This window comes from Pseudomonas cyclaminis (assembly GCF_015163715.1).
GTDB lineage: Bacteria > Pseudomonadota > Gammaproteobacteria > Pseudomonadales > Pseudomonadaceae > Aquipseudomonas > Aquipseudomonas cyclaminis.
In genome coordinates this window covers 1-21,164 of the sequence record NZ_JADDUM010000001.1, presented here as the reverse complement: position 1 = coordinate 21,164, position 21,164 = coordinate 1, and the positions used below count along the sequence as shown (strand labels likewise).

The 21,164-nt window shown below is 58.2% G+C and carries 23 protein-coding genes and 1 pseudogene; 13 read left to right on the top strand and 11 right to left on the bottom strand.

Annotated features, from left to right (window positions below):
- Window positions 1-16: 16 nt before the first annotated feature.
- Window positions 17-892, top strand: coding sequence for an AraC family transcriptional regulator (locus tag IQK56_RS00120; RefSeq protein ID WP_193864012.1), 876 nt, complete (start codon window positions 17-19; stop codon window positions 890-892).
- Here the strand turns inward: IQK56_RS00120 and IQK56_RS00115 are convergent.
- The 3 genes and pseudogenes from IQK56_RS00115 to IQK56_RS00105 all read right to left on the bottom strand — a co-directional run bounded on the left by IQK56_RS00115 (window position 834) and on the right by IQK56_RS00105 (window position 3,176).
- A complete protein-coding gene (locus tag IQK56_RS00115; protein WP_150675952.1) occupies window positions 834-1,421 on the bottom strand; it encodes a LysE family translocator in 588 nt (195 codons plus the stop codon). The two genes, IQK56_RS00120 and IQK56_RS00115, sit on opposite strands and share 59 nt — an antisense overlap.
- 110 nt (window positions 1,422-1,531) lie before the next feature.
- On the bottom strand, window positions 1,532-2,161 hold the full coding sequence (locus tag IQK56_RS00110; protein WP_150761832.1) for a ribonuclease T2 family protein: 630 nt from the start codon (window positions 2,159-2,161) through the stop codon (window positions 1,532-1,534).
- 35 nt (window positions 2,162-2,196) lie between these two features.
- Window positions 2,197-3,176, bottom strand: a pseudogene (locus IQK56_RS00105) (Gfo/Idh/MocA family protein).
- A gap of 127 nt (window positions 3,177-3,303) precedes the next feature.
- On the opposite strand from IQK56_RS00105, the gene IQK56_RS00100 reads away from it, so the two are divergent.
- Window positions 3,304-3,666, top strand: a complete 363-nt coding sequence (locus IQK56_RS00100) for an NUDIX hydrolase (protein ID WP_122306641.1) — start codon at window positions 3,304-3,306, stop codon at window positions 3,664-3,666.
- A gap of 224 nt (window positions 3,667-3,890) precedes the next feature.
- Complete coding sequence (locus IQK56_RS00095) at window positions 3,891-4,835, top strand: sensor domain-containing diguanylate cyclase (RefSeq protein WP_193864013.1); 945 nt, start codon at window positions 3,891-3,893, stop codon at window positions 4,833-4,835.
- A gap of 379 nt (window positions 4,836-5,214) precedes the next feature.
- Here the strand turns inward: IQK56_RS00095 and IQK56_RS00090 are convergent, their stop codons facing one another.
- Window positions 5,215-6,156: an AbrB family transcriptional regulator gene (locus tag IQK56_RS00090; RefSeq protein WP_246500102.1), complete on the bottom strand. Its 942-nt coding sequence runs from the start codon at window positions 6,154-6,156 to the stop codon at window positions 5,215-5,217.
- Window positions 6,157-6,263: 107 nt separating this feature from the next.
- Between IQK56_RS00090 and IQK56_RS00085 the strand changes: the two genes are divergently transcribed.
- Complete coding sequence (locus IQK56_RS00085) at window positions 6,264-7,163, top strand: LysR family transcriptional regulator (protein ID WP_193864014.1); 900 nt, start codon at window positions 6,264-6,266, stop codon at window positions 7,161-7,163.
- Here the strand turns inward: IQK56_RS00085 and IQK56_RS00080 are convergent, their stop codons facing one another.
- Complete coding sequence (locus tag IQK56_RS00080) at window positions 7,164-7,493, bottom strand: hypothetical protein (RefSeq protein WP_026139966.1); 330 nt, start codon at window positions 7,491-7,493, stop codon at window positions 7,164-7,166. It abuts the gene before it with no gap.
- Between the two features lie 178 nt (window positions 7,494-7,671).
- Complete coding sequence (locus IQK56_RS00075) at window positions 7,672-10,173, bottom strand: TonB-dependent siderophore receptor (RefSeq protein WP_193864015.1); 2,502 nt, start codon at window positions 10,171-10,173, stop codon at window positions 7,672-7,674.
- A gap of 264 nt (window positions 10,174-10,437) precedes the next feature.
- Here IQK56_RS00075 and IQK56_RS00070 point away from each other — a divergent pair, with 264 nt between their 5' ends.
- From IQK56_RS00070 to IQK56_RS00055, 4 genes are all read left to right on the top strand, one after another.
- Complete coding sequence (locus IQK56_RS00070) at window positions 10,438-10,797, top strand: hypothetical protein (RefSeq protein WP_246500100.1); 360 nt, start codon at window positions 10,438-10,440, stop codon at window positions 10,795-10,797.
- Window positions 10,784-11,005, top strand: a complete 222-nt coding sequence (locus IQK56_RS31570; protein ID WP_425274635.1) for an HNH/endonuclease VII fold putative polymorphic toxin — start codon at window positions 10,784-10,786, stop codon at window positions 11,003-11,005. Before IQK56_RS00070 ends, IQK56_RS31570 begins: the two co-directional genes overlap by 14 nt.
- Window positions 11,002-11,646, top strand: a complete 645-nt coding sequence (locus IQK56_RS00060) for a hypothetical protein (protein ID WP_193864017.1) — start codon at window positions 11,002-11,004, stop codon at window positions 11,644-11,646. The genes IQK56_RS31570 and IQK56_RS00060 overlap by 4 nt, the downstream gene beginning before the upstream one ends.
- A 392-nt stretch (window positions 11,647-12,038) precedes the next feature.
- A complete protein-coding gene (locus IQK56_RS00055) occupies window positions 12,039-12,449 on the top strand; it encodes a DUF6896 domain-containing protein (RefSeq protein WP_193864018.1) in 411 nt (136 codons plus the stop codon).
- Window positions 12,450-12,477: 28 nt separating this feature from the next.
- On the opposite strand, the gene IQK56_RS00050 is transcribed toward IQK56_RS00055, so the two are convergent.
- On the bottom strand, window positions 12,478-12,915 hold the full coding sequence (locus IQK56_RS00050) for a DUF3995 domain-containing protein (RefSeq protein ID WP_150761841.1): 438 nt from the start codon (window positions 12,913-12,915) through the stop codon (window positions 12,478-12,480).
- 91 nt (window positions 12,916-13,006) lie between these two features.
- On the opposite strand from IQK56_RS00050, the gene IQK56_RS00045 reads away from it, so the two are divergent.
- A complete protein-coding gene (locus IQK56_RS00045) occupies window positions 13,007-13,396 on the top strand; it encodes a DUF2946 domain-containing protein (RefSeq protein ID WP_122307685.1) in 390 nt (129 codons plus the stop codon).
- A gap of 95 nt (window positions 13,397-13,491) precedes the next feature.
- The gene (locus IQK56_RS00040) at window positions 13,492-15,618 is read left to right on the top strand and encodes a TonB-dependent receptor (RefSeq protein ID WP_193864019.1); all 2,127 of its coding nucleotides are present in this window, start codon (window positions 13,492-13,494) and stop codon (window positions 15,616-15,618) included.
- A 72-nt stretch (window positions 15,619-15,690) separates the two neighbouring features.
- Here IQK56_RS00040 and IQK56_RS00035 read toward each other — a convergent pair whose 3' ends face one another.
- The gene (locus IQK56_RS00035; RefSeq protein WP_193864020.1) at window positions 15,691-16,692 is read right to left on the bottom strand and encodes an ABC transporter substrate-binding protein; all 1,002 of its coding nucleotides are present in this window, start codon (window positions 16,690-16,692) and stop codon (window positions 15,691-15,693) included.
- Window positions 16,693-16,825: 133 nt separating this feature from the next.
- On the bottom strand, window positions 16,826-17,275 hold the full coding sequence (locus IQK56_RS00030; protein WP_193864023.1) for a hypothetical protein: 450 nt from the start codon (window positions 17,273-17,275) through the stop codon (window positions 16,826-16,828).
- A gap of 417 nt (window positions 17,276-17,692) precedes the next feature.
- Between IQK56_RS00030 and IQK56_RS00025 the strand changes: the two genes are divergently transcribed.
- The 3 genes from IQK56_RS00025 to IQK56_RS00015 all read left to right on the top strand — a co-directional run bounded on the left by IQK56_RS00025 (window position 17,693) and on the right by IQK56_RS00015 (window position 18,613).
- Window positions 17,693-17,959, top strand: coding sequence for a hypothetical protein (locus IQK56_RS00025; RefSeq protein ID WP_122307689.1), 267 nt, complete (start codon window positions 17,693-17,695; stop codon window positions 17,957-17,959).
- Window positions 17,960-18,073: 114 nt separating this feature from the next.
- A complete protein-coding gene (locus tag IQK56_RS00020; RefSeq protein WP_122307690.1) occupies window positions 18,074-18,304 on the top strand; it encodes a hypothetical protein in 231 nt (76 codons plus the stop codon).
- A 72-nt stretch (window positions 18,305-18,376) separates the two neighbouring features.
- Entirely contained in the window at window positions 18,377-18,613 is a 237-nt protein-coding gene (locus IQK56_RS00015) for a DUF2789 domain-containing protein (protein WP_122307691.1), read from the top strand.
- A gap of 49 nt (window positions 18,614-18,662) precedes the next feature.
- Here IQK56_RS00015 and IQK56_RS00010 read toward each other — a convergent pair whose 3' ends face one another.
- Complete coding sequence (locus IQK56_RS00010) at window positions 18,663-19,895, bottom strand: methyl-accepting chemotaxis protein (protein WP_425274634.1); 1,233 nt, start codon at window positions 19,893-19,895, stop codon at window positions 18,663-18,665.
- 546 nt (window positions 19,896-20,441) lie between these two features.
- Window positions 20,442-20,846, bottom strand: coding sequence for a TraR/DksA family transcriptional regulator (locus IQK56_RS00005; RefSeq protein WP_010564800.1), 405 nt, complete (start codon window positions 20,844-20,846; stop codon window positions 20,442-20,444).
- Window positions 20,847-21,164 lie beyond the last annotated feature (318 nt).

Genomic DNA, 21,164 nt, shown 5'->3' with positions numbered 1-21,164 from the left:
TCAGGGAGCTGCCCGTATGCCCGCCTCTACCGCTCCGTTGTTCTGGCGTGATCCGGCGCTCGCGTTTCTCGAAGCGCGCAGCATCGACGACGGGCGCAAGGTTACCTATACGCGGCATGCCCACGAACACTTCTCCATCGGCGCGGTCACCGCAGGGCGCAGTTACTACCACTACGGCGCACAGACTTTCGAGATCAGTGCCGGCACGCTGGTGCTGATGAACCCCGGCGATGTACACGCCTGTAATCCGATCGAAAACGAGCCGTGGTCGTACCAGATGCTGTACATCGACACGCCTTGGCTGACCGATCTGCAGCACCAATTGGGCTTCAGCGCCGATCAAGGTTTTCGCTCGTTCAGTACGCCGTACAGCCGTGATCCGGTGCTCTACGAGGGTTTGCTGGAGCTGTACCGCATCGTTGTCGACGAACAGGCCGAGCACCTGCACAAGCAAAGCGCGCTGGTCAGTTACTTCAGCGAAGTCCAGCTACGCCTGAACCCGTCGCTCACGCCAGTACGGGAGGTCAACTACAAGCTGGAGCGCGCTGCCGACTACATCCGCGAACACTGCACCGAGGCCTTGAAGCTGGAAGATATCTGCCTGGCAGCCGAGCTGTCGCCGTCGTACCTGATCCGTGCCTTCAAGCAGTATTACGGGCTCACACCCCATGCCTTCCTGGTGAACCTACGCATCCAGTTTGCCCGCACTCAATTGCGTAACGGTGAGCTGATCGCCGACGTGGCACTGGCCGCAGGCTTTGCCGACCAGGCGCATTTTCAGCGCGCCTTCAAGCAGCATTTCGCCGCCACGCCCGGCCAGTACCGCGACCGGCTCAAGCCATCAGCAAATAACCCACACTGGCCACCAGCAACGCGGCCATTGAGCGGTTGAATACGCGCACGCCCTGGGGGTTGCTCAGGTAGCGGCGTAGAAAGGTGCCCGCATAGGCCCAGCACGCGACCGACAGGTAGCAGATCACCAGGTAGAGGCTAGCAAACAGCCACACCTGCCCGGCGTCGCCATCGGCCACAAACAGCCCCATCCCCGCTACGCAGGCGAGCCAGGCCTTGGGGTTGAGCCATTGCATGATCGCGCCGTAGAGCATCGACGGTGCCGTGGCCGTGCCCTCGGCGTCCAGGCGGCCATCATCGACCGCCAGTTTCCAGGCCATGTACAACAGAAAGGCCACGCCGCCCCATTGGATCAACTGGGTCAGGATCGGCCAGCGCAGCAGCACTTCATGCAGGCCAAGACCGATCAGCACCAGCAGCAGGGTAAAGCCGACGGCAGCGCCGAACACATGTTTCTGACTGGCGACAAAACCGAAGCGCGCACCGGAACTCAGCGCCACTACATTGACCGGTCCCGGTGTGATGGAGGTGGCCAGGGCGAAGGCGGCCATGGAAATAATCAAGCTCATTGCGGTTCCCTTTTTATGGTGATGCGTAAAGAGGGTTCCACGGTATAAGCCCGAGCCGAAACGGTATTGAACAAAATCACCCTGCCCCTCAGTCCCGCGGCAATGCTGCCTTAGCGCTGCGCAGGAATGCGGATATCGCCCTCCCGGCATTGGGTTTTCACACTGCGCGGGCAGCCGGCGAACGCCAGGTCCTTGGTCAGGCACACGCGCACTTCCGACAGCACCTTGCCTTTACAAATCACCGCCAACCCATGATTGCCCATGCGCGGGTTGCTCTCGCGAAACAACGCCTCGATCTCACGGGCAGGCAACGATGGCGGTGTATTGAACGGCTGCAGTTGCGTTGGAATGGCAACGACGCCCAGTGCCACATCGGTTTTCTCCAGGTAGGCCAGCGGTTCAAGACCGCTGCAAGTACCGTGCTTGGCCCATTCGTGCTTGAGCAGCGAACGAGTGGGGAACAATGCGGCGCCCTTGTCCAGCTCTTCGCGGGACAAGCGCGACTGCGGGTTACAGGACGCCGGCCAGCCGCCCTTGGCGTATTGCGGCCAAAGGCCGTGCAGCACAAATCCGTAGCCCTTGCCCGAACACTGCTCATTGTCCGGGTGCGTCAGGCAAAACGTCGGCGACCATGACAGCGACAACACATAAAAATCAAACTCTCCAGGCGTCCCCTGACTCCGTGGGGCCGCCATAGCGCCTGTAGCGAACACGAGGCACAACGCTATCCAGTATTTCATCCGTCTATTCCTTGAAAAAAACAGGTATATCGCGTCTAGCCGGGATGATTGGGGTTACGTTGTAGCACCTTGTCCAGGATCCGGTCGGTCTTCAACGCCTCGATGGCCAGCGACGGATGCTCGGCTTCACCCCGGATATGCGCGTTCATGGCCAACACGTGGTGCCACTGGATATGCGCGTGGCACGGCACGTCGAGCACTTCGTTGATCTCGCCTTCGAGATGCAGCGGTTGTCTTCGAAGACCGCAAACGTGATGCGGCCCTTGCTGCCGATCAACTCGACTTTGTCTTCCCGGCGGTCGGCAACAAAGTTCCAGCACCCCATGCCCAACGCGCCCGAGCTGAAGGTCCAGCAGGCGGTCACCGCGTCCTCGGCCGCATAGCGCCCGGCCTGACGTGCGCTAAAGCCCGACACCTCGACGATATCCCCGGCCAGGTACTGGAACAGGTCAAACCCATGGCTGGCCAGGTCGGCAAAGTAACCGCCACCAGCGATCAGCGGGTCGGTACGCCAATTGGCGGCGCTTGCATCCTCGGCAGCCGGCGGTTTGCACAGGGTCCAGGTGAGCTGGCGCAACTCGCCGATGCGACCGTCGCGCAACCAGTCGCGTACTTGCACAAAGCGCGGCAGCGAACGGCGGTAGTAGGAGACAAACAGATGCAGCCCGGCGCGCTCGAAGGTGCGTTGCATCAGCGCACTTTGCTCGGCATTCAGTGCCATAGGTTTTTCGACGCAACAATGCTTGCCGGCCGCAGCCACCATCAGGCTGTATTCCAGGTGACTGTCAGGCGGAGTGGCGATGTACACCGCGTCCACTTCGGGGTCGTTGATCAGCGCCCGGGCGTCGGTATAAAAGCGGGCAATCCCATGGCGTGTCGCATAATCGCGCACGGCGGCTTCGCGGCGCCCCATCACGGCCACCAGGGCCGAACCTGGCGCTTTGTAGAAAGCGGGTCCACTCTTCAACTCAGTGACACTGCCACAACCGATCATGCCCCAACGTACGGTGCTCATCTGTTTCCCTCGTGCGTTTTGTTCAGTCGGGCAGTATCCACATAGCTGCGCCGACACGCCATAAACAGTTAGCATGACAATTGCATTACACTTTTATGACATTCATCCCGCGGCGGGGGCACAGACGATGAAAATCAGGGCAACGGTCATTTGCGAACACGAGGGGCATATCCTCTTCGTGCGCAAGGCCCGATCAAAATGGGCCTTGCCCGGCGGCAAGGTCGAGCGTGACGAACGCCCGGTGGGCGCCGCCGAACGCGAGCTGGAAGAGGAAACCGGGCTGAACGTGGATGGCCTGCTGTACCTGCAGGAACTGAAGGCACGCGACACGCTGCACCACGTGTTCGAAGCGTCGGTGGTGAATATTGCGCAGGCGCGGCCGTGCAACGAGATCGTCGATTGCCAGTGGTACGCCTATGGCGCGCTGGACCAGTTGGACACCACCGATGCCACCAGACACATCGTCAAATCCTTTCTGCGTCGCCTGTAACCCCCCTTTGGTTGTGATGCAAGCATCAGAGATGAGCTTTCAGCGGGCACCGGGCGACTGATGTAAAAGTGCTGGCCACGCCTCATTTCGCAGCGAACACGCCGATACCTTGGCGCCAAAAAGCCCCTGTCACGACCTCTCGTCTGCTGCCCCGGCTTACGCTTGACTCAAGGTGTCAATCAAAAGAGGCTCTTGGCTATTCGCCACCATCCCCGAGCACGCCCATGAGCATCGATCCCCCGAGCCAGCCCGACAGTGACGTGTACCGAACGCTGCTGGAGTCGACCAAAGCCATCCCCTGGCGCATCGACTGGCAGACCATGACCTTCAGCTATATCGGCCCGCAGATCGAGACATTGCTGGGCTGGACCCCGCAAAGCTGGGTCAGCGTGGACGACTGGGTCGAGCGCATGCACCCGGATGACCGGGAATACGTGGTGAATTTCTGTGTGTCACAGTCCCGCGCCGGCGTGGACCACGAGGCGGATTACCGAGCGCTCACGGTCAATGGCGACTACGTGTGGATTCGTGATGTGGTGCACGTGGTGCGCAAGAATGGCGAGGTCGAAGCCCTGATCGGCTTTATGTTCGATATCAGCGAACGCAAGAAAACCGAAGAGCACTTGATACGCCTGCAAAAACAACTTGAGGAATATTCCTATCAGGACGGCCTAACCGGTATCGCCAACCGGCGCATGTTCGACACCGTGCTTGAGCGCGAATGGGCCAGCGCCCTGCGCAGCCAGTTGCCGCTCTCGTTGCTCATTCTGGATATCGATTTCTTCAAGCAGTACAACGATCACTACGGCCATATCAAGGGTGATGAATGCCTGCGCCAGGTCGCACGCACTTTGTCCCTGGCGGCCAACCGACCAAGGGATTTCATTGCGCGGATCGGCGGTGAAGAGTTTGTATGGCTGCTGCCGGAAACCGACGCGGCGTCGGCCAGACAGGTGGCACGGCGTTGCCTGCACCTGATCTGCCAGCAGCAGATCGAGCATGGCTTTTCGGCGGTGTCGAACCTGCTGACCCTTAGCCTGGGCGTCGGTACACGTATCGTCACACCCGACAGCCCAATGCTGGGTTTTGTCGAGGATGTCGACAAATTGCTTTATCAAGCCAAACGCAATGGACGGATGCGTGCGGAGTTTACCGACGGTGAGGTTTGACGCTGGCGGTCAAATTCCAGGCAAAAAAAATCCCAAGTAGCTGATGGAAACTTGGGATTCAAAAATGCATAAACCGTGGGAGGTGAACGCCCGGCTATAGTAACGACTGTAAAAACGTGTAACAAGACTATTTCAATCCATTCGTCGGATTAAAAGTGCCGTAAGTCCTTCAATAACCACATGTTTTTTAAGGTAGTGAGAAATTCAAGTGCCACTTTTTGGTGCAACTACCGGGTATATTTCCACTTATAAAAAGGGGTTATCAGTTACCACAACGCTGCACGCTTTGAAGTTCGTTCATCAGGAACTTGGTTCAATAGACGATACAACGGCAGGCACGCGGCCTGGATCAATAGCATGCGGATCACCTGCATTGCCGTCACCAATGTGACGCCAGCCCCAGTGCCTCGGCAGTCAGGCTCATTTCCGGGGCGCTGCCCGGCATCATGCCCAAGGCCAGCGACAGCCACGACAGGCCCAGCCACGTCCCCAGCCCCCAAGCGGCCAACCCGGTGGTGATCACCGAACCTGCCATCAACACCACTACCTTCAGTAGAAAGCCCGGCGCACGACGGAGAAAACCGCTGTCAAACGCAGCGCCCAGGGCGCAGCCAATCAGAAGCTGGCCAGCGCCGCTCAGCCATCCTGGCATGCTCATCGACAAGTTGTTGCAGCCCACCCCCACCGCACAGATCAGGAACGGCCCGAACGTCCACGGGTTGGGCACGTTGCAGCGTTTGAAACCCAGCGCCGCCAACCAGGCCATGGCCAGGATGAAAATCAGCCAAGGCCAGATCACCGGCAAAGGGGCCTGTGCAATTGCAGGGGATATGCCAAAGGTCGCGATAGCTGGCACGGCCAGCAGGATCAGCAACAACCGGACACTGTGGGCAGCCGCGATAAAACCGGTGTCCGCCTGGCGTTGACGGCCCAAGTGGACCATCTCGCTGGAGTTGGCCGGCATCAATGCGAAGAACGCCGTGCCAAACGGCACACCCCAGCGATAAAGGATCAACACCGAACACAGTGCCAACACCAGGGTCAGCAACACCGCCGTGACGATCAACCCAAGATGGTCCGCCACTTGCTGCATCACCGGCAGGGTGAAATGGCAGCCGATCGCGACCGCCACGATTAATTGCCCGGCTTGGCGGCCGCGGGGGATTTCCGGGGCCGGGCCACCGGCGCAACGGGTCAGCAGCACCGCGAGCAACGACCCAATCACCCACGGCAACGGCCATCCCGCCCAACTGGCGAGACTGCCGCCCAAGGCGCCGACGATAAGGGTGACGAGCCAATACGGGAAAAGAGCGAGGGTCATGACAAATCCGGTCTGGAGAAGAGTGCCGACAGGTTATAGACTCGCCACCATCACAGAAAATATCCATTTGTTAAGCAACTCATCACTGTTTGTTATGCGAGCATTTTATGAACCTCAAAGCCCTGGAGTATTGCGTCGAAATCGCCCGCCAAGGCAGCTTCACCAAGGCCGCCCAGGTACTGCATGTGGCGCAACCGGCGTTGAGCATGGCGGTGGGTCGGCTGGAGGATGAGTTGGGTGTGGCCCTGTTCAACCGGGCCACGCGGCAGATCAGCGTCACGGCCGAGGGCCTGTTGTTTCTGGCGCGTGCCGAAGCCTGCCTGCTGGGCCTGCAAGGCGCACGGCGGGAACTGCAGGACCTGAACCAGTTGCACAGCGGCGAGATCCGCGTCGGTGTGCCGCCCATGTATGGCATCCGCCATATTCCGGAGCTGCTGATGCAGTTCCGCGCCCGCTACCCCGGCATTGCCATGCATGTCGTGGAAGGCAGTGCCGACGACATCAGCGAGCGCCTCGCCACGCGGGACATTGATGTCGCGTTGCTGGAGTCGCGGCGGGTCGATCCGGGCTGGGACTCGGTGTTGCTTGGCAGCGATGAGATGGTGTTGTGCATGGCTGAGCACCACCGGCTGGCACGAGCGGCGTCGATTTCGGCCCCCCAGTTGCAGGACGAGGCAATGCTGGTGTTCGACAACACCTTCCTGCAACGCCACCTGCTGGACACCTTTTGCAGCAATGCCCGCGTGCGTTTCAATATCGCCCTGGAAAGTAACTTCGTGCCGCTGGTGATTGCCGCCACCCGCAGCGGCATGGGCGTCTCCACCCTGCTGCGTTCGGTCCAGGAGCAAGAACCGGGGATCGCCGGCGTGTCGTTCGAGCCCGCCCAGTTCATGCACTTCAACCTGTGCTGGCGCGCCAGTGAGTACCTGTCCCAGGCCAATCGACGGTTTATTGAAACGGCGAAGCTGTTCTTTCAGGAAGATGCCGGTTCGCCGCTGTCGCGGTGATCACTTGCGTGCGACTTTGTAGCGTACACAGTCCTGATAGAAGCTTTGGCGGATCGCCTCGGGCTTGAGGCGTGAACGGCTGTCGTAGGTCTGCTCGGTGATGCCCATGGCCATCATGCGCATCCACGACTTGTTGAACTTGATCGTCTGGATCTTCTGCCGCGCAGCGTACAGCGATACCCCTGACAGCTTGAGTTCCTGGGCCCTGGCGGCGGTGCCGGCGCCCCAGCTGCACATGTACTTGTCACCCTCGCGCAGCTCCCGAGCCTGCACGGCCGCCGCGCCGCCGGCCAGGGAGCAGGCGATCAGCATGATTCCAACATTGCGCATTTGCATCCCCACCTAACCGCCTGAAAATAAACGCGATTCTGGCGAGGATTTTGTTACAAAGGGGCCATTAAATTGCCTTATCGGCAAAACTTTATGGCGACAATCCTGTGGCGAACAGGCCTTTTGGCGAGCAAGCTCGCTCGCCACAATAAGCCCCCTACACAAGGGGTTCAGGCGTTTACCACTGATAAGTCGCACTCGCCTGCACCGTACGCTGCGAGCCATACCAGCACCACGAGTACGAAAAGCACGACGCGACATACTCTTTATTCGCCAGGTTAGTGGCGTTCAGCGCCAGGCGCAGGTTGTCCTTGAGGTTGACGATGTTCTTGATGTCGTAGTGCACCGCCGCATCGAACAAGGTGTAGCCCGGTACTTTCAGAGTGTTAGCCGTATCGCCCCACGAGGAACCGACATAACGCGCCCCCGCCCCGGCCCCAAACCCCTTGAGGTTGCCGTCATGGAAGGTGTAATCCGCCCACGCCGAGGCCGTGTGGCGCGGAACCGCGTAGGTGGTGGTGCCCTCGGCATTGATTGCCGGGCCTACGCCGATGTCGCTGATAGGCGCGTAACGCACGGTGTTGTTGGACTTGCTGATGCGATTATCCAGATACGCGTAGGCCGCGGTGATGTCCAGGTTGTCATTGAGGCTGGCCTTGCCTTCCAGTTCAAAGCCACGGGATTGCACTTCGCCGTCCTGGCTCTGGCAGCGGCCAGTGCCGCACAGGTGCGTAGGGTCCGGATCGGTCGTCAGTACGTTGCTCTGTCGCAGGTCAAAGATTGCTGCGGTGATAAAGCTGTTGCTGCCCGGCGGCTGGTACTTGATGCCGATTTCATACTGCTTGCCTTCGGTCGGCTTGAACACCGAGCCACCATACCCGGTGCCCGATTGGGGGTTGAACGACTCCGAGTAGCTGGCATACGGCGCCAGGCCATTATCGAAGAGATAAACCAGGCCGACACGCCCGGTGAAGGCTTTGCTGTCCAGCGAGGACTGGCTCTTGGTCCCCGTGCGCAGGGTCTTGGTGGTGCTGTCAGTGCTGGCCCAATCATAGCGGCCGCCCAGCAACAACACCCACTTGTCCCACTTCATCTGTTCTTGCAGGTAGACGCCGGTCTGTTCGCTGCGTGACGTGCCGTCAGTGGTGTACGCCGGTACCGCAACGGCCGCGCCGTAGACCGGGTTGAAAATATCCAGGGTCGGCCCGGCAGTGTAGGTGCCCGAACCGGACAGGGTATCGGTGCTGGTGTTCTGATAGTCGAGCCCCATCAGCAAGGTGTGCTGCAACGGGCCGGTGTCGAATTTGGCTTGTACCTGGTTGTCGAGGGTATACGCATCCATGTCCACATCGGTGGCAATGGTCGAACGGCGGATGGTCCGATAATCCGTCATCAGGTAGTTGCTGTAGAGGCTGCGGTACTGGCCTTCGCTGCGCAGGTAACGCGCGTTCTGGCGCACGGTCCACACATCATCGAAGTGATGTTCGAAGGCGTAGCCGATGGAGTAATACTCGCGGTCGCTCTTCTCGAAGCTCTTTTCGCCATCATAAAAATCCACATCGATGCTGCGCCCGGTCGGGCTGTGCAACACCGAGCCCCAGGCCGGCACCGAGCCGTAGGACGCGCCTTTGGGGTCCTTCTGGAAATGCCCGAGCAGGGTCAGCGACGTGGCGTCATCCGGGCGCCAGGTGAAAGCCGTGGACAGCGACTGGCGGCGGGTCTCGGTGTGTTCGACCTGGCCGTCGGCGTCGTCGAACAGTCCTGCGACGCGGTAGGAATACACGCCCTGATCGTCAATCGGCCCGCTCAAATCGAACGTGGTGCGCTTCTTGTTGAAGGTGCCGTATTCCACGCCCACTTCATGAAACGGCGTGTCCAGCGGGCGCTTGGTGACCATGTTGATCACTCCGCTCGGCGTGCCCTGGCCGTACAGCACCGACGCCGGGCCGCGCAGCACTTCGACGCGCTCCAGGTCGAAAGCGTCTTTTTGCGGCAAGGCATCCCGGCTCGATGGCATACGCAGGCCATCAAGGTAGGTGGCCGGGGCGAAGCCGCGAATGGTCAACTGGTCCAGGCGCGAGGCGGTAGCGCCGCGGGTTTCCGGGACCACGGCAGCACTGTAGCGCAGGATCTGGTTGAGGCTCTCGGCGTTCTGCGCACGCATCTGGTCCTTGGTGACGATGGAGATCGACTGCGGCGTTTCGATCAGCGCGGTGTCGGTCTTGGTCCCAGACAGGCTGCGCGTGGCCACATAACCGGACACCGGCCCGGTGGGACTTTCGGCCTGGTAGGCGCCGCTGATCGTGGTGGCCTGCAACTCCAGGGCACCGCCGTTATCCGGGATGGCTTCCAGGCGGTAACGGTCGGCGGAAATCTTCATGGCTTGCAGGCCGCTGCCGGCCAGCAGCTGGCTCAGTGCCACATCGGTGTCGTATTGCCCGCTCAAGCCATTGCTGACCTTGCCTCGGGTCAAGCTTGCATCAAACGCCAGCACCAACCCCGCCTGCTCGGCCAGGCTATTAAGGGCCTGGCTCAAGTCACCGGCCCGGATCTGGAAGCTGCGCACGGCGCTGCTGCTAGCTTCGGCATAGGCGGATTGGACATTCAGCAACGGCACGGCGGCAAAAGCCATCGCCACTGACAGGGCCAGTGGATGCAAGGGACGAGCGAGGCGCGACATGGGAAATCCTGGGTCATAGAGGTTCTATTAATCATGACGGCCATGTCCGCAAATCGGGCAAGGATGAGAGCAGTTTTTATTTGAGATGGTTTATTCGGGCCTTGCTGCAATCAGTCGGCTCGCTTTTTTGTGTAGCCCTTTGAGGTGGGTTCACGCGGTTTTTCTCCAGCATTTGTCAGCCCATTCTGATTTTCCAAACCGTTCATCCAGCCGCTTTTTGCTGCGGCAGACTCCGACGCCTTGCCCTCTGCCGAGACGTCACGGATGACCCACGCTGCCCACATCGCCTCTATCGAACATGCGGCGGATATGCCGTCGTTGCTGGGAATGGATCGGGTGGTACGGATGGGTGATTCGCACACCACAGCGAGCATGACCGACCCGGACTTCATGGGCAGCGTTGCCATCTGCCAGGTGGGTGGCGAGCTGAAGATCGAGAGCAAGTTCGAGTCGGCGTATGACGTGCCGATTGGTGACATCCCGGTCGAGGTGATCGGGCTGGATGACGGTAGCTCCACGCGGGTCATGTTGGATGAGCATGGCAGCATCAAGCTGGTTCAGGCGATTCTTGAAGACCCGCTTGAATATGCCGAACAGTTAACCATTAGAAATTTATCGAGATAAAATTCGCGATCAGAATAAGCACATAATGGGACGAGTATATGTTTTTAGCTTAAAAAATGGCCACCTTACTACGATTTACGAACACTCTCTCGGACATCTGGAAGGAAATCATGGCCCCCACTTCAATACCAAAAATACGATACACGAAATTAAGACCCCGCTAAAAATTTGTGACAACTCCCATACGTACTTTAAGAGATCAAAATGAAAACCGCTTATATAAACGAGCTCGGCGTCAGGCCTTGGACAGATGCGGACTGCATAAGCAACAGTGAGTTCACTACCACAACTTTGATAGACCACAACTTTCCTGACTTATGGAAAACCTGGTGCAGTGTTGTGGAGCACCTTTCTGAAACGTGGTACTTTAAAAGAGAATGGAAAGTAATTCGCGGACAAAAACCCAACTCAAAAACCGAGGAATACTTATCAAGAAAATATTTAACCAGCCAACTAAAAAGTGGAGACCTCTTGCAAAAGAGCGAAAAAAGCAATACATACTCCATGATCAAAAACAGGCCAAACAACCCCATAAAAATAAACAACTTAGCGCTAGAAGGATCAAGTAGCGTTTTTTTAATATTAGAAAAAACAAAAAGCGAGATAGAGACACTCTGGAAAAGCATGTTAATTTTTGAAAAAAATATTACCGCGAAAAATATTAGTTACTTTTTAGACTCGAATGACAGCTTGTTACTCTGTAGATTCTACGAAGAAGAAACACATGCAGCAATGCAGTTTATATACCCAACAAAATTCAAAAGCGAGATATCTTCAGCTCTCAAAAAAAACAAAATACAGAAAATAGACATTCAAGACAGCTACAACTTTATTCACCACAAACTATAAATATACAATTTTGGCAAGCAACATATAAAGCCAAGTAATTAACGGCATTCTGATATTCATTGGAGACCCTATTGATATTTATTTTTATGAAGCAACGAGCCTAAAACTCAAACACCAACAACACAGACAACTTATAAAAACAACTCAGAAAACACCAAATAATTGGACCAATGAATAACTCAACAGATCACACAACCCATTACAAAACAGCTTTGGTTATAGCATTCAATGCCGACATAGCATAGAGCTTCGGCAGCAAGGCGCACACGCACGCCGGTCACCATAAGACTGATCAAAGATTTAGATAGCCACAAAAGCTCGTTTAGCAGCACCAAAGATGTGGTAGATGCTTCAAATGAAGTCGGGCTCGATAGATTAGAAAGGCCAAGAAGATGAAAACTCAAACCCTGGAAAACCTGATAACCGAGTATTTAGCACAGGTAAAAAAAGCAACAGACTTACTTGAGCGTACGTTCGGAACCAAAAATATTCTTGGGCTATGGCGCGCCAAAAAAATTCCGCAACGCGGGCCCGTTACCGAAGAAGTTACCTACGAACTTCATGGTATTGGCTGCAGTGTTTACCTATCTAACATTTGTGTCGATTTCGATTATGGTCCTGATGAAAGGGTTGATGGATTCGACCCTTGGCGGCTGTATATGTACGCATGTGAGGTGCCGAACAGATACAAGAAATACACAAACAAAGCGTCTTTGGAGCATGACTTCAACGAATATCTTAAGTCGGGGAAAGCCAGGAGAATTTCTGGCTCTATGTCGAACTTGTACTTCATTCAGCCATGACCCAGTAACCTAAAAAAACGATCGGGCCTTACCCCCACGCCACCACCAACAACCCCACCCCCAACCCCAGACACAACGGCGAATAAACCCACGTATCCATCCTCGCAAACCGCGACCCGCCCACCTTCTTGAAAAAACCCACCAACTCCGAGTCCCCAATCGCCCTGGCAAACATCACCAAGGCAATCGCGCTGATCCCCCACTGCAACGCTCCGTGGGATACCGGTGAGAAATACAGCCCGGCCCGCAGGCAGACGAGCAGTGCAATCGCGACCAACCCCATGGCCACCAGAAAAGTGCCCAGAGCCGACGGTTTGAACGCAGGACGAGGCCCGCCGGCGAATTCGCCCGGGAGTTGAGGGATGGCAGCCAGGCTGCCGAGTTTGCCGCCCGCCGCCCAGTACAGGTGGACCATGCTGATGCAGGTAAAAATGCCGACGATCCACCGTGCGATGACAAAGCTCATGGCTGGCTCTCCTGAAAGGTGCGAGACAGGATAGTCGCCCAGGGATTTTTTGCAGGCATTTCGTCGGCGGCTGATGGTAAAGTGCCGCCCCATGAAACTTGCCCGTGCCGACCGCTCACTCATTGCCTGGATGCTGTATTGCTGCGTCCTGTTCAATGTGTTCGTCTGCAGTATCGGGCATGGGCAGATGGTTGGGATGCAGCTCAATGGCATCGGCGGTCAGTTCTGTACCGTGGACCCGCGTACCCAGGCGCCCAAGCCGTCCAACTCCACCGATGAAAACCTGCCCACGCTGTCCAAGGCATTTGGTTGCCCGCTGTGTTCGACCGGCGGTATGGGGCCGGCGCTCAGCTCCAGCCTGAATGTGGCTGTGTTGCCACAACCCCATGCACCGCCGCCAGCCATTGTGCTGGCCGCTGACATCCCTGCCCGCTTCACCTGGCCCACGGCTAATCCCCGTGCCCCACCTGCCTTCACCTGATCCCTTCGCTTTCCGATCCGCACCCGCCACGGTTTCCCCACGGAAATACGGAAGGCTGTGCGTTGCTTTCAAGCCAAGTTTTTCAGGATTCAACCATGAAACATTTACCCCTGTTGGCGGGCCTGTTCGGCTGCCTGCCTGTCTGCACTTGGGCCATCGAGCTGGCCCCGACCACCATTGATGGCGAGTCAACGACCGAACCCGGCCTGAGCCTGGAGCAATCCAGCGGCGTGGCTTCGCGCTTGGGATTGAGCGTGCGGGAAACCCCGGCGTCGGTGGCGATTGCCAATCGCAACGATATTGAGCGCCACGGCGCCAAGACCTTCCGTGATGCCGCCAACACCCTGCCTGGCGTCAATGCCAGCGCTCCGCCGGGATTTGGAGGTTTTGTGTCTTATCGTGGATTCACCAGCAGCCAGATCACCCAGATGTTCAACGGAATCAACGTTGCCACCGGCCTGGCGCGGCCGGTGGATGCGTGGATCTATGACCGGGTGGAACTGGTCGGCGGCCCTTCCTCCCTGATCAATGGGGCCGGCTCCGTGGGTGGCTCGCTGAACTACGTGACCAAGTTGGCGACCCGTGAGGAACACGCTGCCGAAGGCCAACTGACCTATGGCAGCTACGACACCGCCGGCATGGCCTTCGGCGTGAATCATGCCCTGACGGAACCGGGCGCCGAGGTGCAGCACTACGCGCGCCTGGATGTCAGCCGCAACACCAATCACAGCTACATCGACCGCGCTCAACGCGATGCCTGGAGCCTGGCGTTTTCACTGCTCAGCGACCTCACCCCCAACCTGTCCCACACCCTGGCCCTGGAGTATCAGGATGAGCATGAAGACAGCCCGTATTGGGGCACGCCCGTGCTCAACCCCAAGGCCGGCGAGTTGAAAATCGACACACATAACCGTTTCAACAACTACAACGTCGCAGACGGTCGTTATGAGCAGCGCACGCTGTGGGCACGCTCGATCATCGATTACCGGATCAACGACAGCACCACGCTGAAAAACACCCTCTACCATCTCGACAGCCAACGCGACTACCGCAACCTGGAGACCTACCAGTACAACGCCAATAACAGCGCGGTGAACCGCTCCACCGCCTACCAGGTGCGCCATCAAGGCGAACAGAACGGCAACCAGTTCGAGCTGCGCCATGACGCCCGTGTCTTTGGCTTGTCGACCACGTGGTCAGGCGGCGTTGAGTACAAGGTCAACAGCACCACCAACACGCCTTGGAATGTGCCGGGCAACAGCACGGTGGATCCGAACGCCTACAACCCCGGGCACTTCTACGACCTACCGCGAACCCAGGAGAAGTTCGGTAAGGACAAGACCAATGAAGTCACGACCAAAGCGCTGTTCGTGGAAAACCGACTGGGCCTCACCGACAAACTCTCGTTGCTCACCGGCCTGCGTTATGACGCCATCGACCTGGATGTGACCAACCACCGCGCAGTCACGGCCACCAACCCGCGGCACTTCAAGCGCAGTTGGGAGCCGGTAACCGGCCGTGTGGGCCTGACCTACCAGTTTGTCCCATCGGCAAATGTGTACGTGCAGTACAGCACCGCCGCCGAGCAACCGAACACCACCACGCAGGTGTTCGATGTATCGACCGGCAAACAGTGGGAAGTGGGCAGCAAGTTCGACTACCTGGATGGGCGTGGCTCAGCCACCGTCGCCGCCTACCGGATCGAGCGCAAGGATTTTGCCGTCACCGCCCCGCAGGACCCGACCAGCAGCATCCCGGTCGGCGCGCAGTCGTCCAAGGGCATCGAGCTGGCCAGTTCGCTGCGCCTCACGCCGAGGTTACTGGCAGAGGGCAACTTCGCCTGGGTGGCGGCCGAGTACGACGAGTTCAACGAGAAGATCGCCAGCGGCGCGGTGGTTTCGCGTAAGGGCAATACGCCGACCAACGTGCCCAAGCGCGTAGGTAATCTGTGGTTGACGTATGATTTCGCCGAGGACTGGCAAGGCGGCGTAGACGCACGTTATGTCGCCGAGGTGTATGCGGATAACGCCAATACGATGACCGTGCCCGCCTACACCCTGTTTGGCACGTTCCTGCGCTACAAGGTGGATGCTCACACCTCGGTCACTGGCCGGGTGCGTAACTTGACCAATGAGGTGTATGCCGAATTTGCCCATGTGTCGCCGGCTTATTACCTTGGCTCGCCGAGAACCTTCGAGGTGGCGCTGCAAACCCGCTTCTAAACCTGGAATGCAATCAACTGTGGGAGCGGGCCTGCTCGCTCCCACAGTTTGACCTTCATCTGGTAGCAAGACTTACTTCAAGCTTGCCTCCACCTTCCCCGCCACATCCTCCGGTAACCAGGCCTTCCACACCTCAGGGTGCTGTTTCATGAACACCTGAGCCACCTCCCGTGGCGGTGTGTGCTTCTCGCTCATGCTCGCCAAGGCTTTATTCAGCGGCTCAATCGGAAATTCGACCTTCTCGAAAACCGCCGCTATCTGCGGATGTTCCTTCTGGAACGGGGTAGACACACCAATGCTCAATTTGGACGCCAGGGACCGCGTAGGTTTCGGATCGGGATTATCCGCATCCGTCAGCGTTTTCCAGGCGTCGGCATCGAACGGCGGCTCTTCCAACTGGATCAACTTATAGCGGCCCATCAAGGGCGTCGGCGACCAGTAGTAAAACAACACCGGCTTGCCCCGGCGGATCGACGAGGCAATTTCGGCATCCAGCGCCGCCCCCGAACCACTGCGGAAGTTCACGTAGCTGTCGTCAAGGCCGTAAGCCTTGAGCTTCTGCTTGTTGACCACTTCCGAGGTCCAGCCGATGGGGCTGTTGAGAAAGCGCCCTTTGCCAGGCGATTCCGGATCCTTGAACACGTCCTTGTAACGGGCCAGGTCCTTCACGCTCTTAAGGTCCGGCGCCAGGGGCTTGATGCCTTTGGCGGGATCACCCTTGACCACATATTCCGGCACCCACCAACCCTCAGTGGCACCTTTGACCGTATCGCCCAAGCCGACAACCTTACCCTCGGCTTCGGCTTTGACCCACACCGGGCTGCGTCCCGCCCACTCTTCACCGATGACTTGGATGTCGTCCTTGGCCAAGGCGGTTTCCAGGGTAATGGTGGTGCCGGGCAAGGTGTCGGTGGGCAGGTCATAGCCCTTCTCGACAATCACCCGCAGTATTTCGGTGATCAGGCTGCCGCTTTCCCAGTTCAGGTCGGCAAAGTGTACCGGCGCCTGCGCGGCCGACACTGACAGGCTCATGGCCGTCAACAAGGCCGCCAACAGCGTTCTCAATCCTTTCATCCCCTTGCACCTCGCGATATCGCAGCAAACAGCGGACGGCTTTGCTGACTATGCGCGAAGCCTCTGAATAGTTAAGTCAACTCAACTGTAGTAGAGGTTCCGGGAGATAGGAGATGTTCGCTGTATTTGCTGGTTATTCGCTGGCCTTGAATGTCACCAGCTCGCCCTTGCGCCACTTGGCGGCCTTGCCGGTCACGGCCTTGAGGGTTTTGGTCAGGCCTTCCTGCAGTTGTTCGTTGGCCGCAAACACCAGCATCACGCTGTGGCCTTCCTTGAAGACGATGCCATGGCCATCGGCCGTCGACACAAAGGCGTAGTCGCCCAGGCCATACACCGTCAACTTGATATCGCGGAACTTGAGTTCGAACTTGCCACCTTCGCGACTGGGCAGTACCGCAGCACGAAAATGGTCACCCACCTTGAGCTCCAGGCGCGGTTTGTCATCCACGACCAGCGCCGCCTCGGTGTCGATTTCGGCGACGTAGATGCCTTCTGGCGTCTGCTCAGTGATGTAAACGAAACGGGATTGAAACTGCTTGACCAACTTTGCGCGCAAATCGCCCAGCACGAACAACGCGTGCATATCCAGATTACTGACTGCCAAGGAAACGCCCCCACATCGAAAAGAGCGCTGTCCGCCAGAGCGGGCAGCACAAAAAAACGGCCATCTCGGCACGATCACACAACACATTCATAGAAAAACTGAAGAAGATCTCGCGGCTGCGTCCCAAGACTAGTACAGACGTACACAATGAGCCGTGTGCAAGGTCATCAGCCTTCGCAGGAGATCACAGGTTCAATAACCAGAGAATACCGGTCGACCCGCTTCAGAGAATAACGCCCTTAAAAAACGCAGTTTCCGACAATTCAAACACACCAAGAAAGCCTGGCATGGAACCAACGGCCGACTGCCGACGACAATACTAAAACAGCAACGCGGGTTAAAACCACCTGAAACGCTGCTGCTGGGTCAACAAAGATCGATCGACAGGAGCTGACCATGCAACGACGCCCAAACGACGCTACGTCTTCCCGAACTCGCTCATCGCTTCAGGACGAACACCAATACTACTGCCTGCACAGTCCCGACGGGTACCCCAATTCTATTCTTTACCAGGTAGTACCGGCCGGAAGAAACTTCTTTCATATCCGCGAAGTCACCAGCGGCAGGATCAAAGGCTTTCGCAGCGACCATATCCAGGCCTGCGAACTGGCCAAGCGCCTGGAGGCCTCCCTGCACGACGGGATCGTTTCGTCACCCGGATGACTTTACTGCGCCGCCGCCCCTCAACAACTGCCATACTGGCCTGTCCATTGAAATTGGCCCCGTTCGGGTCAGGTTTCATCAGTGCAGTTGGTTACCTCGAAGGGAAGGCTATACGTGACGGAATTTGATATTGGCGAGTTTTTCATCCACGGCGACGCAAGGGAAGTAGACGGTGAGTTTCAAGCAGTGATCGTGATGCGCGCCAAGCCACCGTTGACCACCGTCACCACGCACCAGGTTGAAAAGGACCGTTGGTTCAAGACACTGGATACCGCTGCCACCGCGGGGAAAGAATCCGCCCTGGCGCTCAAGACCGCAGTGGATTCAGGGGCGCTGACCTCCTGACAATCCGATAGAACTCTACCGCGCCGCAAGCCTCCCATGCATAACCATCCTAAAACCCGCAGGGAGACTGATATGGACGCGCCACTACCGACACTCGAAACGTTATTTGAACAACTGGGCCTGGACTCGTCGCCGCAAGCCATCGACGCCTTCATTGCCGCGCACCCGCTGAGTGACGACGTCAAGTTGATCGACGCGCCGTTCTGGACGCCGCAACAGGCTCAGTTTCTCAAGGAAGAACTGCGTGAAGACGCCGAATGGGCCATCTGCGTGGATGAGCTCAACCAGCGCCTGCATCAACCTCGGTAACCCCCTTCGCCGCAGGCCGCCTGCAGCTCGCAGGCGCTTGCACAAGCGCCTAACGCACAGCCTTCGCCCCCTCCGGCTTATAACCCAGACGCAAGCCACCCCAATGCCGCCCCCGAACCATGATCGGCACCGACAGGTCGTGCATCAGCTCGCCCGTATCGCGGGTATAGGTCTGTAACAGCACCGCTTGCTGATGGCTGCCACAGCGAATCCCGGTGCGGTCCTCGAACTTGCGCTTGGTGCGATTCTGCACCGCATCCACCTGGGCATCTCCGGTCAGCGCCTGGGAAAACGCCTTGTTGTGGGTCGGCACATAGCCCTGGGGAGTGCAGGCAATCGCAAACACCAACCCCTCGTGACGCGGCAGCAGCGCCTCCTGAATCGCCGGCAACACCTGGTCGGTGTAACCGTCGAAACGCGTGTGGTACTTGCTCGGGCTGGTTTTGGGGATTGGCGTGTAACTGCGGTCGAACAAGTCGTCCAGGCTGATGCGGCTTTGCTGCACGTCTGCCTCGAACTGCGCGGCAATGCGGCTGGCCCCTTCGCGCGCCAGGTCGTAGACGCGCTGGTGATAGTCATCCAGCCCGACCTCGGCGAGGCGTTCGCTGATGGTTTCGGCCTGCCCCTCCATTTGCACGGCGGCGTCGGCCAGTTGGCGGGTTTGCTGGTCGCTCACGTCCAGGTCGCTGCGCATCTGCTCAACGGCGTGGAACAAGCTATCGAGTTGGGCGCGGTTGGTGTCCGTGCCCTGGGCGATCTCACTGACCTGCCCTTCCACATCCGCTGCCAGGCTGGCGATGCTGTGCAATTGCTCGCCGGCCTGCTCCACTTGCTCGACGCCGATGTGCAAATCCGCCGACAACTGGCGAATCTGCTCCACCACCTGGGCCGTGCGTTGCTGGATATCCGCCACCATCACCCCGACTTCATCGGTGGCCGTGGCGGTACGACCAGCCAGCCCGCGCACTTCGTCCGCCACCACGGCAAACCCGCGCCCATGCTCGCCGGCCCGCGCCGCTTCAATGGCGGCGTTAAGCGCCAGCAAGTTGGTCTGGCTGGCGATGGACTGGATTACCAGGGTGACGCGCTGGATTTCTTCGCTACGCTGACTCAAGGCCTCGATCAGCTCGCGGCTGGCGTTGGCACGCTGGCTTAGCTGGTGCATGCGGGTGATCGAATGGGCCAGCACCTCACGACCTTCAGTGCTGCGCTGATGGGCCTGGCTGGCGGCCGCCAAGGCCTCACGGCTGAGTTGGGAGGTGATCTTCTCGGTGCCGATCATCACTTCGGCATTGTCGACAATCTGCTTGGCCGCGCTCAATTGCGACTGCACGCGCGCAGCCAGTTGCTTGACCGAATAGGCCACGCCGGCGGCGGACAGTGCGTTATGGCTGGTGGTATAGGAGAGGTCGCGGGTCAGCTCGCCCATCGCATCGGCGGCATCAGACTGCGCAATCACAGGCTTGGGACTTTTGAGGCGGGGCAACCAGATGACCAGCAGGGCCAATGGCAGGCAGAGATACAGCGGCAGGCTGGCCAACGCAAGGCCCAGCAGGACCAGCACCAGGGCGGTGCTCTGCAAGAGCGGCATCAACCAGCCGGGCAACCCGCGCACCACCGCACCGGGTGGCACTGCTGCGCCCATCAGAGTTCCGTCTCCAGCCATCTTCGTTACCCCGCTGCTTGTCGTTATTGTGCCTGCATTAAACGCCAGTATCGGGCCATTATCCATGGGCCTTTAGTGGGGTAGCTTGCAGCAGATCAATAGACGGGGTGTAACGGGTTTTTCTCTGGGGAGCCGCGTACACGGCCCCTCAGCTTCACCACATCAGGCTTGGCGCTGATGCTTGTCGATCTGCTCGTGGCGCTCTTGCGCTTCGATGCAGTACTTGGTGGTCGGGCTGATCAGCAGGCGCTTGAGGCCGATAGGCTCGCCGCTGTCATCGCACCAGCCAAAGGAATCTTCCTTGATGCGTTCCAGTGCACGCTCAAGTTGCGGCAGCATGCGCTGGTCGCGGTCGATGGCATTTACCAGCCAGGTGCGCTCTTCTTCCACGGAAGCAGCGTCGGCCGGATCAGCCGGGGTGTCCAGGCTTTCAATGGCGATACGGTTCTGTTCAATGCGCTCGTGGTGCTCCACTTTCATGTCTTGCAGCAACTGCTCAAAAAAAGCGTGCTGTTCGGCATTCATGTAGTCATCCGCCGGCATGGCCAGCAACTTTTCCTTTGTCATTGATTTCTCTATAAAAAATACGTGCATTAAGGCGAATAAGGGAGCGTTCCGGCCGACCTGTTCAGGTCTCGGAAGGGCGCCATCCATTTCAAGCGCCACCCGGCACTCAATTTACGAGGGGCGGCAGTCTAAGGCCGACTTGAGGGCGCAGCAACTGAAAAGACAGGCATTTTTTCCGATTTAACCCCCAAAGGCACCAGGACGGGCTTGGCGAATGGTCATCGGAGTGCGTTTATAGCAAGAAATTCAGTGTTGTGGAGCTATATAGAAGACAAACGGTTCGAACTGCCTGGTGATTTTCAAATGTGGGAGGGGCTT

Excerpts from the sequence above, each read along its gene's own strand:
- IQK56_RS00100 (WP_122306641.1), top strand. The coding sequence starts at position 3,304 with ATGAAAATCAGGGCAACGGTCATTTGCGAACACGAGGGGCATATCCTC.
- IQK56_RS00060 (WP_193864017.1), top strand. The coding sequence starts at position 11,002 with ATGAAAACCGCTTATATAAACGAGCTCGGCGTCAGGCCTTGGACAGAT.
- IQK56_RS00075 (WP_193864015.1), bottom strand. The coding sequence starts at position 10,173 with ATGTCGCGCCTCGCTCGTCCCTTGCATCCACTGGCCCTGTCAGTGGCG.
- IQK56_RS00030 (WP_193864023.1), bottom strand. The coding sequence starts at position 17,275 with ATGCACGCGTTGTTCGTGCTGGGCGATTTGCGCGCAAAGTTGGTCAAG.
- IQK56_RS00090 (WP_246500102.1), bottom strand. The coding sequence starts at position 6,156 with ATGACCCTCGCTCTTTTCCCGTATTGGCTCGTCACCCTTATCGTCGGC.
- IQK56_RS00025 (WP_122307689.1), top strand. The coding sequence starts at position 17,693 with ATGCAACGACGCCCAAACGACGCTACGTCTTCCCGAACTCGCTCATCG.
- IQK56_RS00015 (WP_122307691.1), top strand. The coding sequence starts at position 18,377 with ATGGACGCGCCACTACCGACACTCGAAACGTTATTTGAACAACTGGGC.
- IQK56_RS00070 (WP_246500100.1), top strand. The coding sequence starts at position 10,438 with ATGACCCACGCTGCCCACATCGCCTCTATCGAACATGCGGCGGATATG.
- IQK56_RS00005 (WP_010564800.1), bottom strand. The coding sequence starts at position 20,846 with ATGACAAAGGAAAAGTTGCTGGCCATGCCGGCGGATGACTACATGAAT.
- IQK56_RS00045 (WP_122307685.1), top strand. The coding sequence starts at position 13,007 with ATGAAACTTGCCCGTGCCGACCGCTCACTCATTGCCTGGATGCTGTAT.
- IQK56_RS00010 (WP_425274634.1), bottom strand. The coding sequence starts at position 19,895 with ATGATCGGCACCGAGAAGATCACCTCCCAACTCAGCCGTGAGGCCTTG.
- IQK56_RS00110 (WP_150761832.1), bottom strand. The coding sequence starts at position 2,161 with ATGAAATACTGGATAGCGTTGTGCCTCGTGTTCGCTACAGGCGCTATG.
- IQK56_RS00085 (WP_193864014.1), top strand. The coding sequence starts at position 6,264 with ATGAACCTCAAAGCCCTGGAGTATTGCGTCGAAATCGCCCGCCAAGGC.
- IQK56_RS00120 (WP_193864012.1), top strand. The coding sequence starts at position 17 with ATGCCCGCCTCTACCGCTCCGTTGTTCTGGCGTGATCCGGCGCTCGCG.
- IQK56_RS00115 (WP_150675952.1), bottom strand. The coding sequence starts at position 1,421 with ATGAGCTTGATTATTTCCATGGCCGCCTTCGCCCTGGCCACCTCCATC.
- IQK56_RS00040 (WP_193864019.1), top strand. The coding sequence starts at position 13,492 with ATGAAACATTTACCCCTGTTGGCGGGCCTGTTCGGCTGCCTGCCTGTC.
- IQK56_RS00080 (WP_026139966.1), bottom strand. The coding sequence starts at position 7,493 with ATGCGCAATGTTGGAATCATGCTGATCGCCTGCTCCCTGGCCGGCGGC.
- IQK56_RS00050 (WP_150761841.1), bottom strand. The coding sequence starts at position 12,915 with ATGAGCTTTGTCATCGCACGGTGGATCGTCGGCATTTTTACCTGCATC.
- IQK56_RS00055 (WP_193864018.1), top strand. The coding sequence starts at position 12,039 with ATGAAAACTCAAACCCTGGAAAACCTGATAACCGAGTATTTAGCACAG.
- IQK56_RS00035 (WP_193864020.1), bottom strand. The coding sequence starts at position 16,692 with ATGAAAGGATTGAGAACGCTGTTGGCGGCCTTGTTGACGGCCATGAGC.
- IQK56_RS00095 (WP_193864013.1), top strand. The coding sequence starts at position 3,891 with ATGAGCATCGATCCCCCGAGCCAGCCCGACAGTGACGTGTACCGAACG.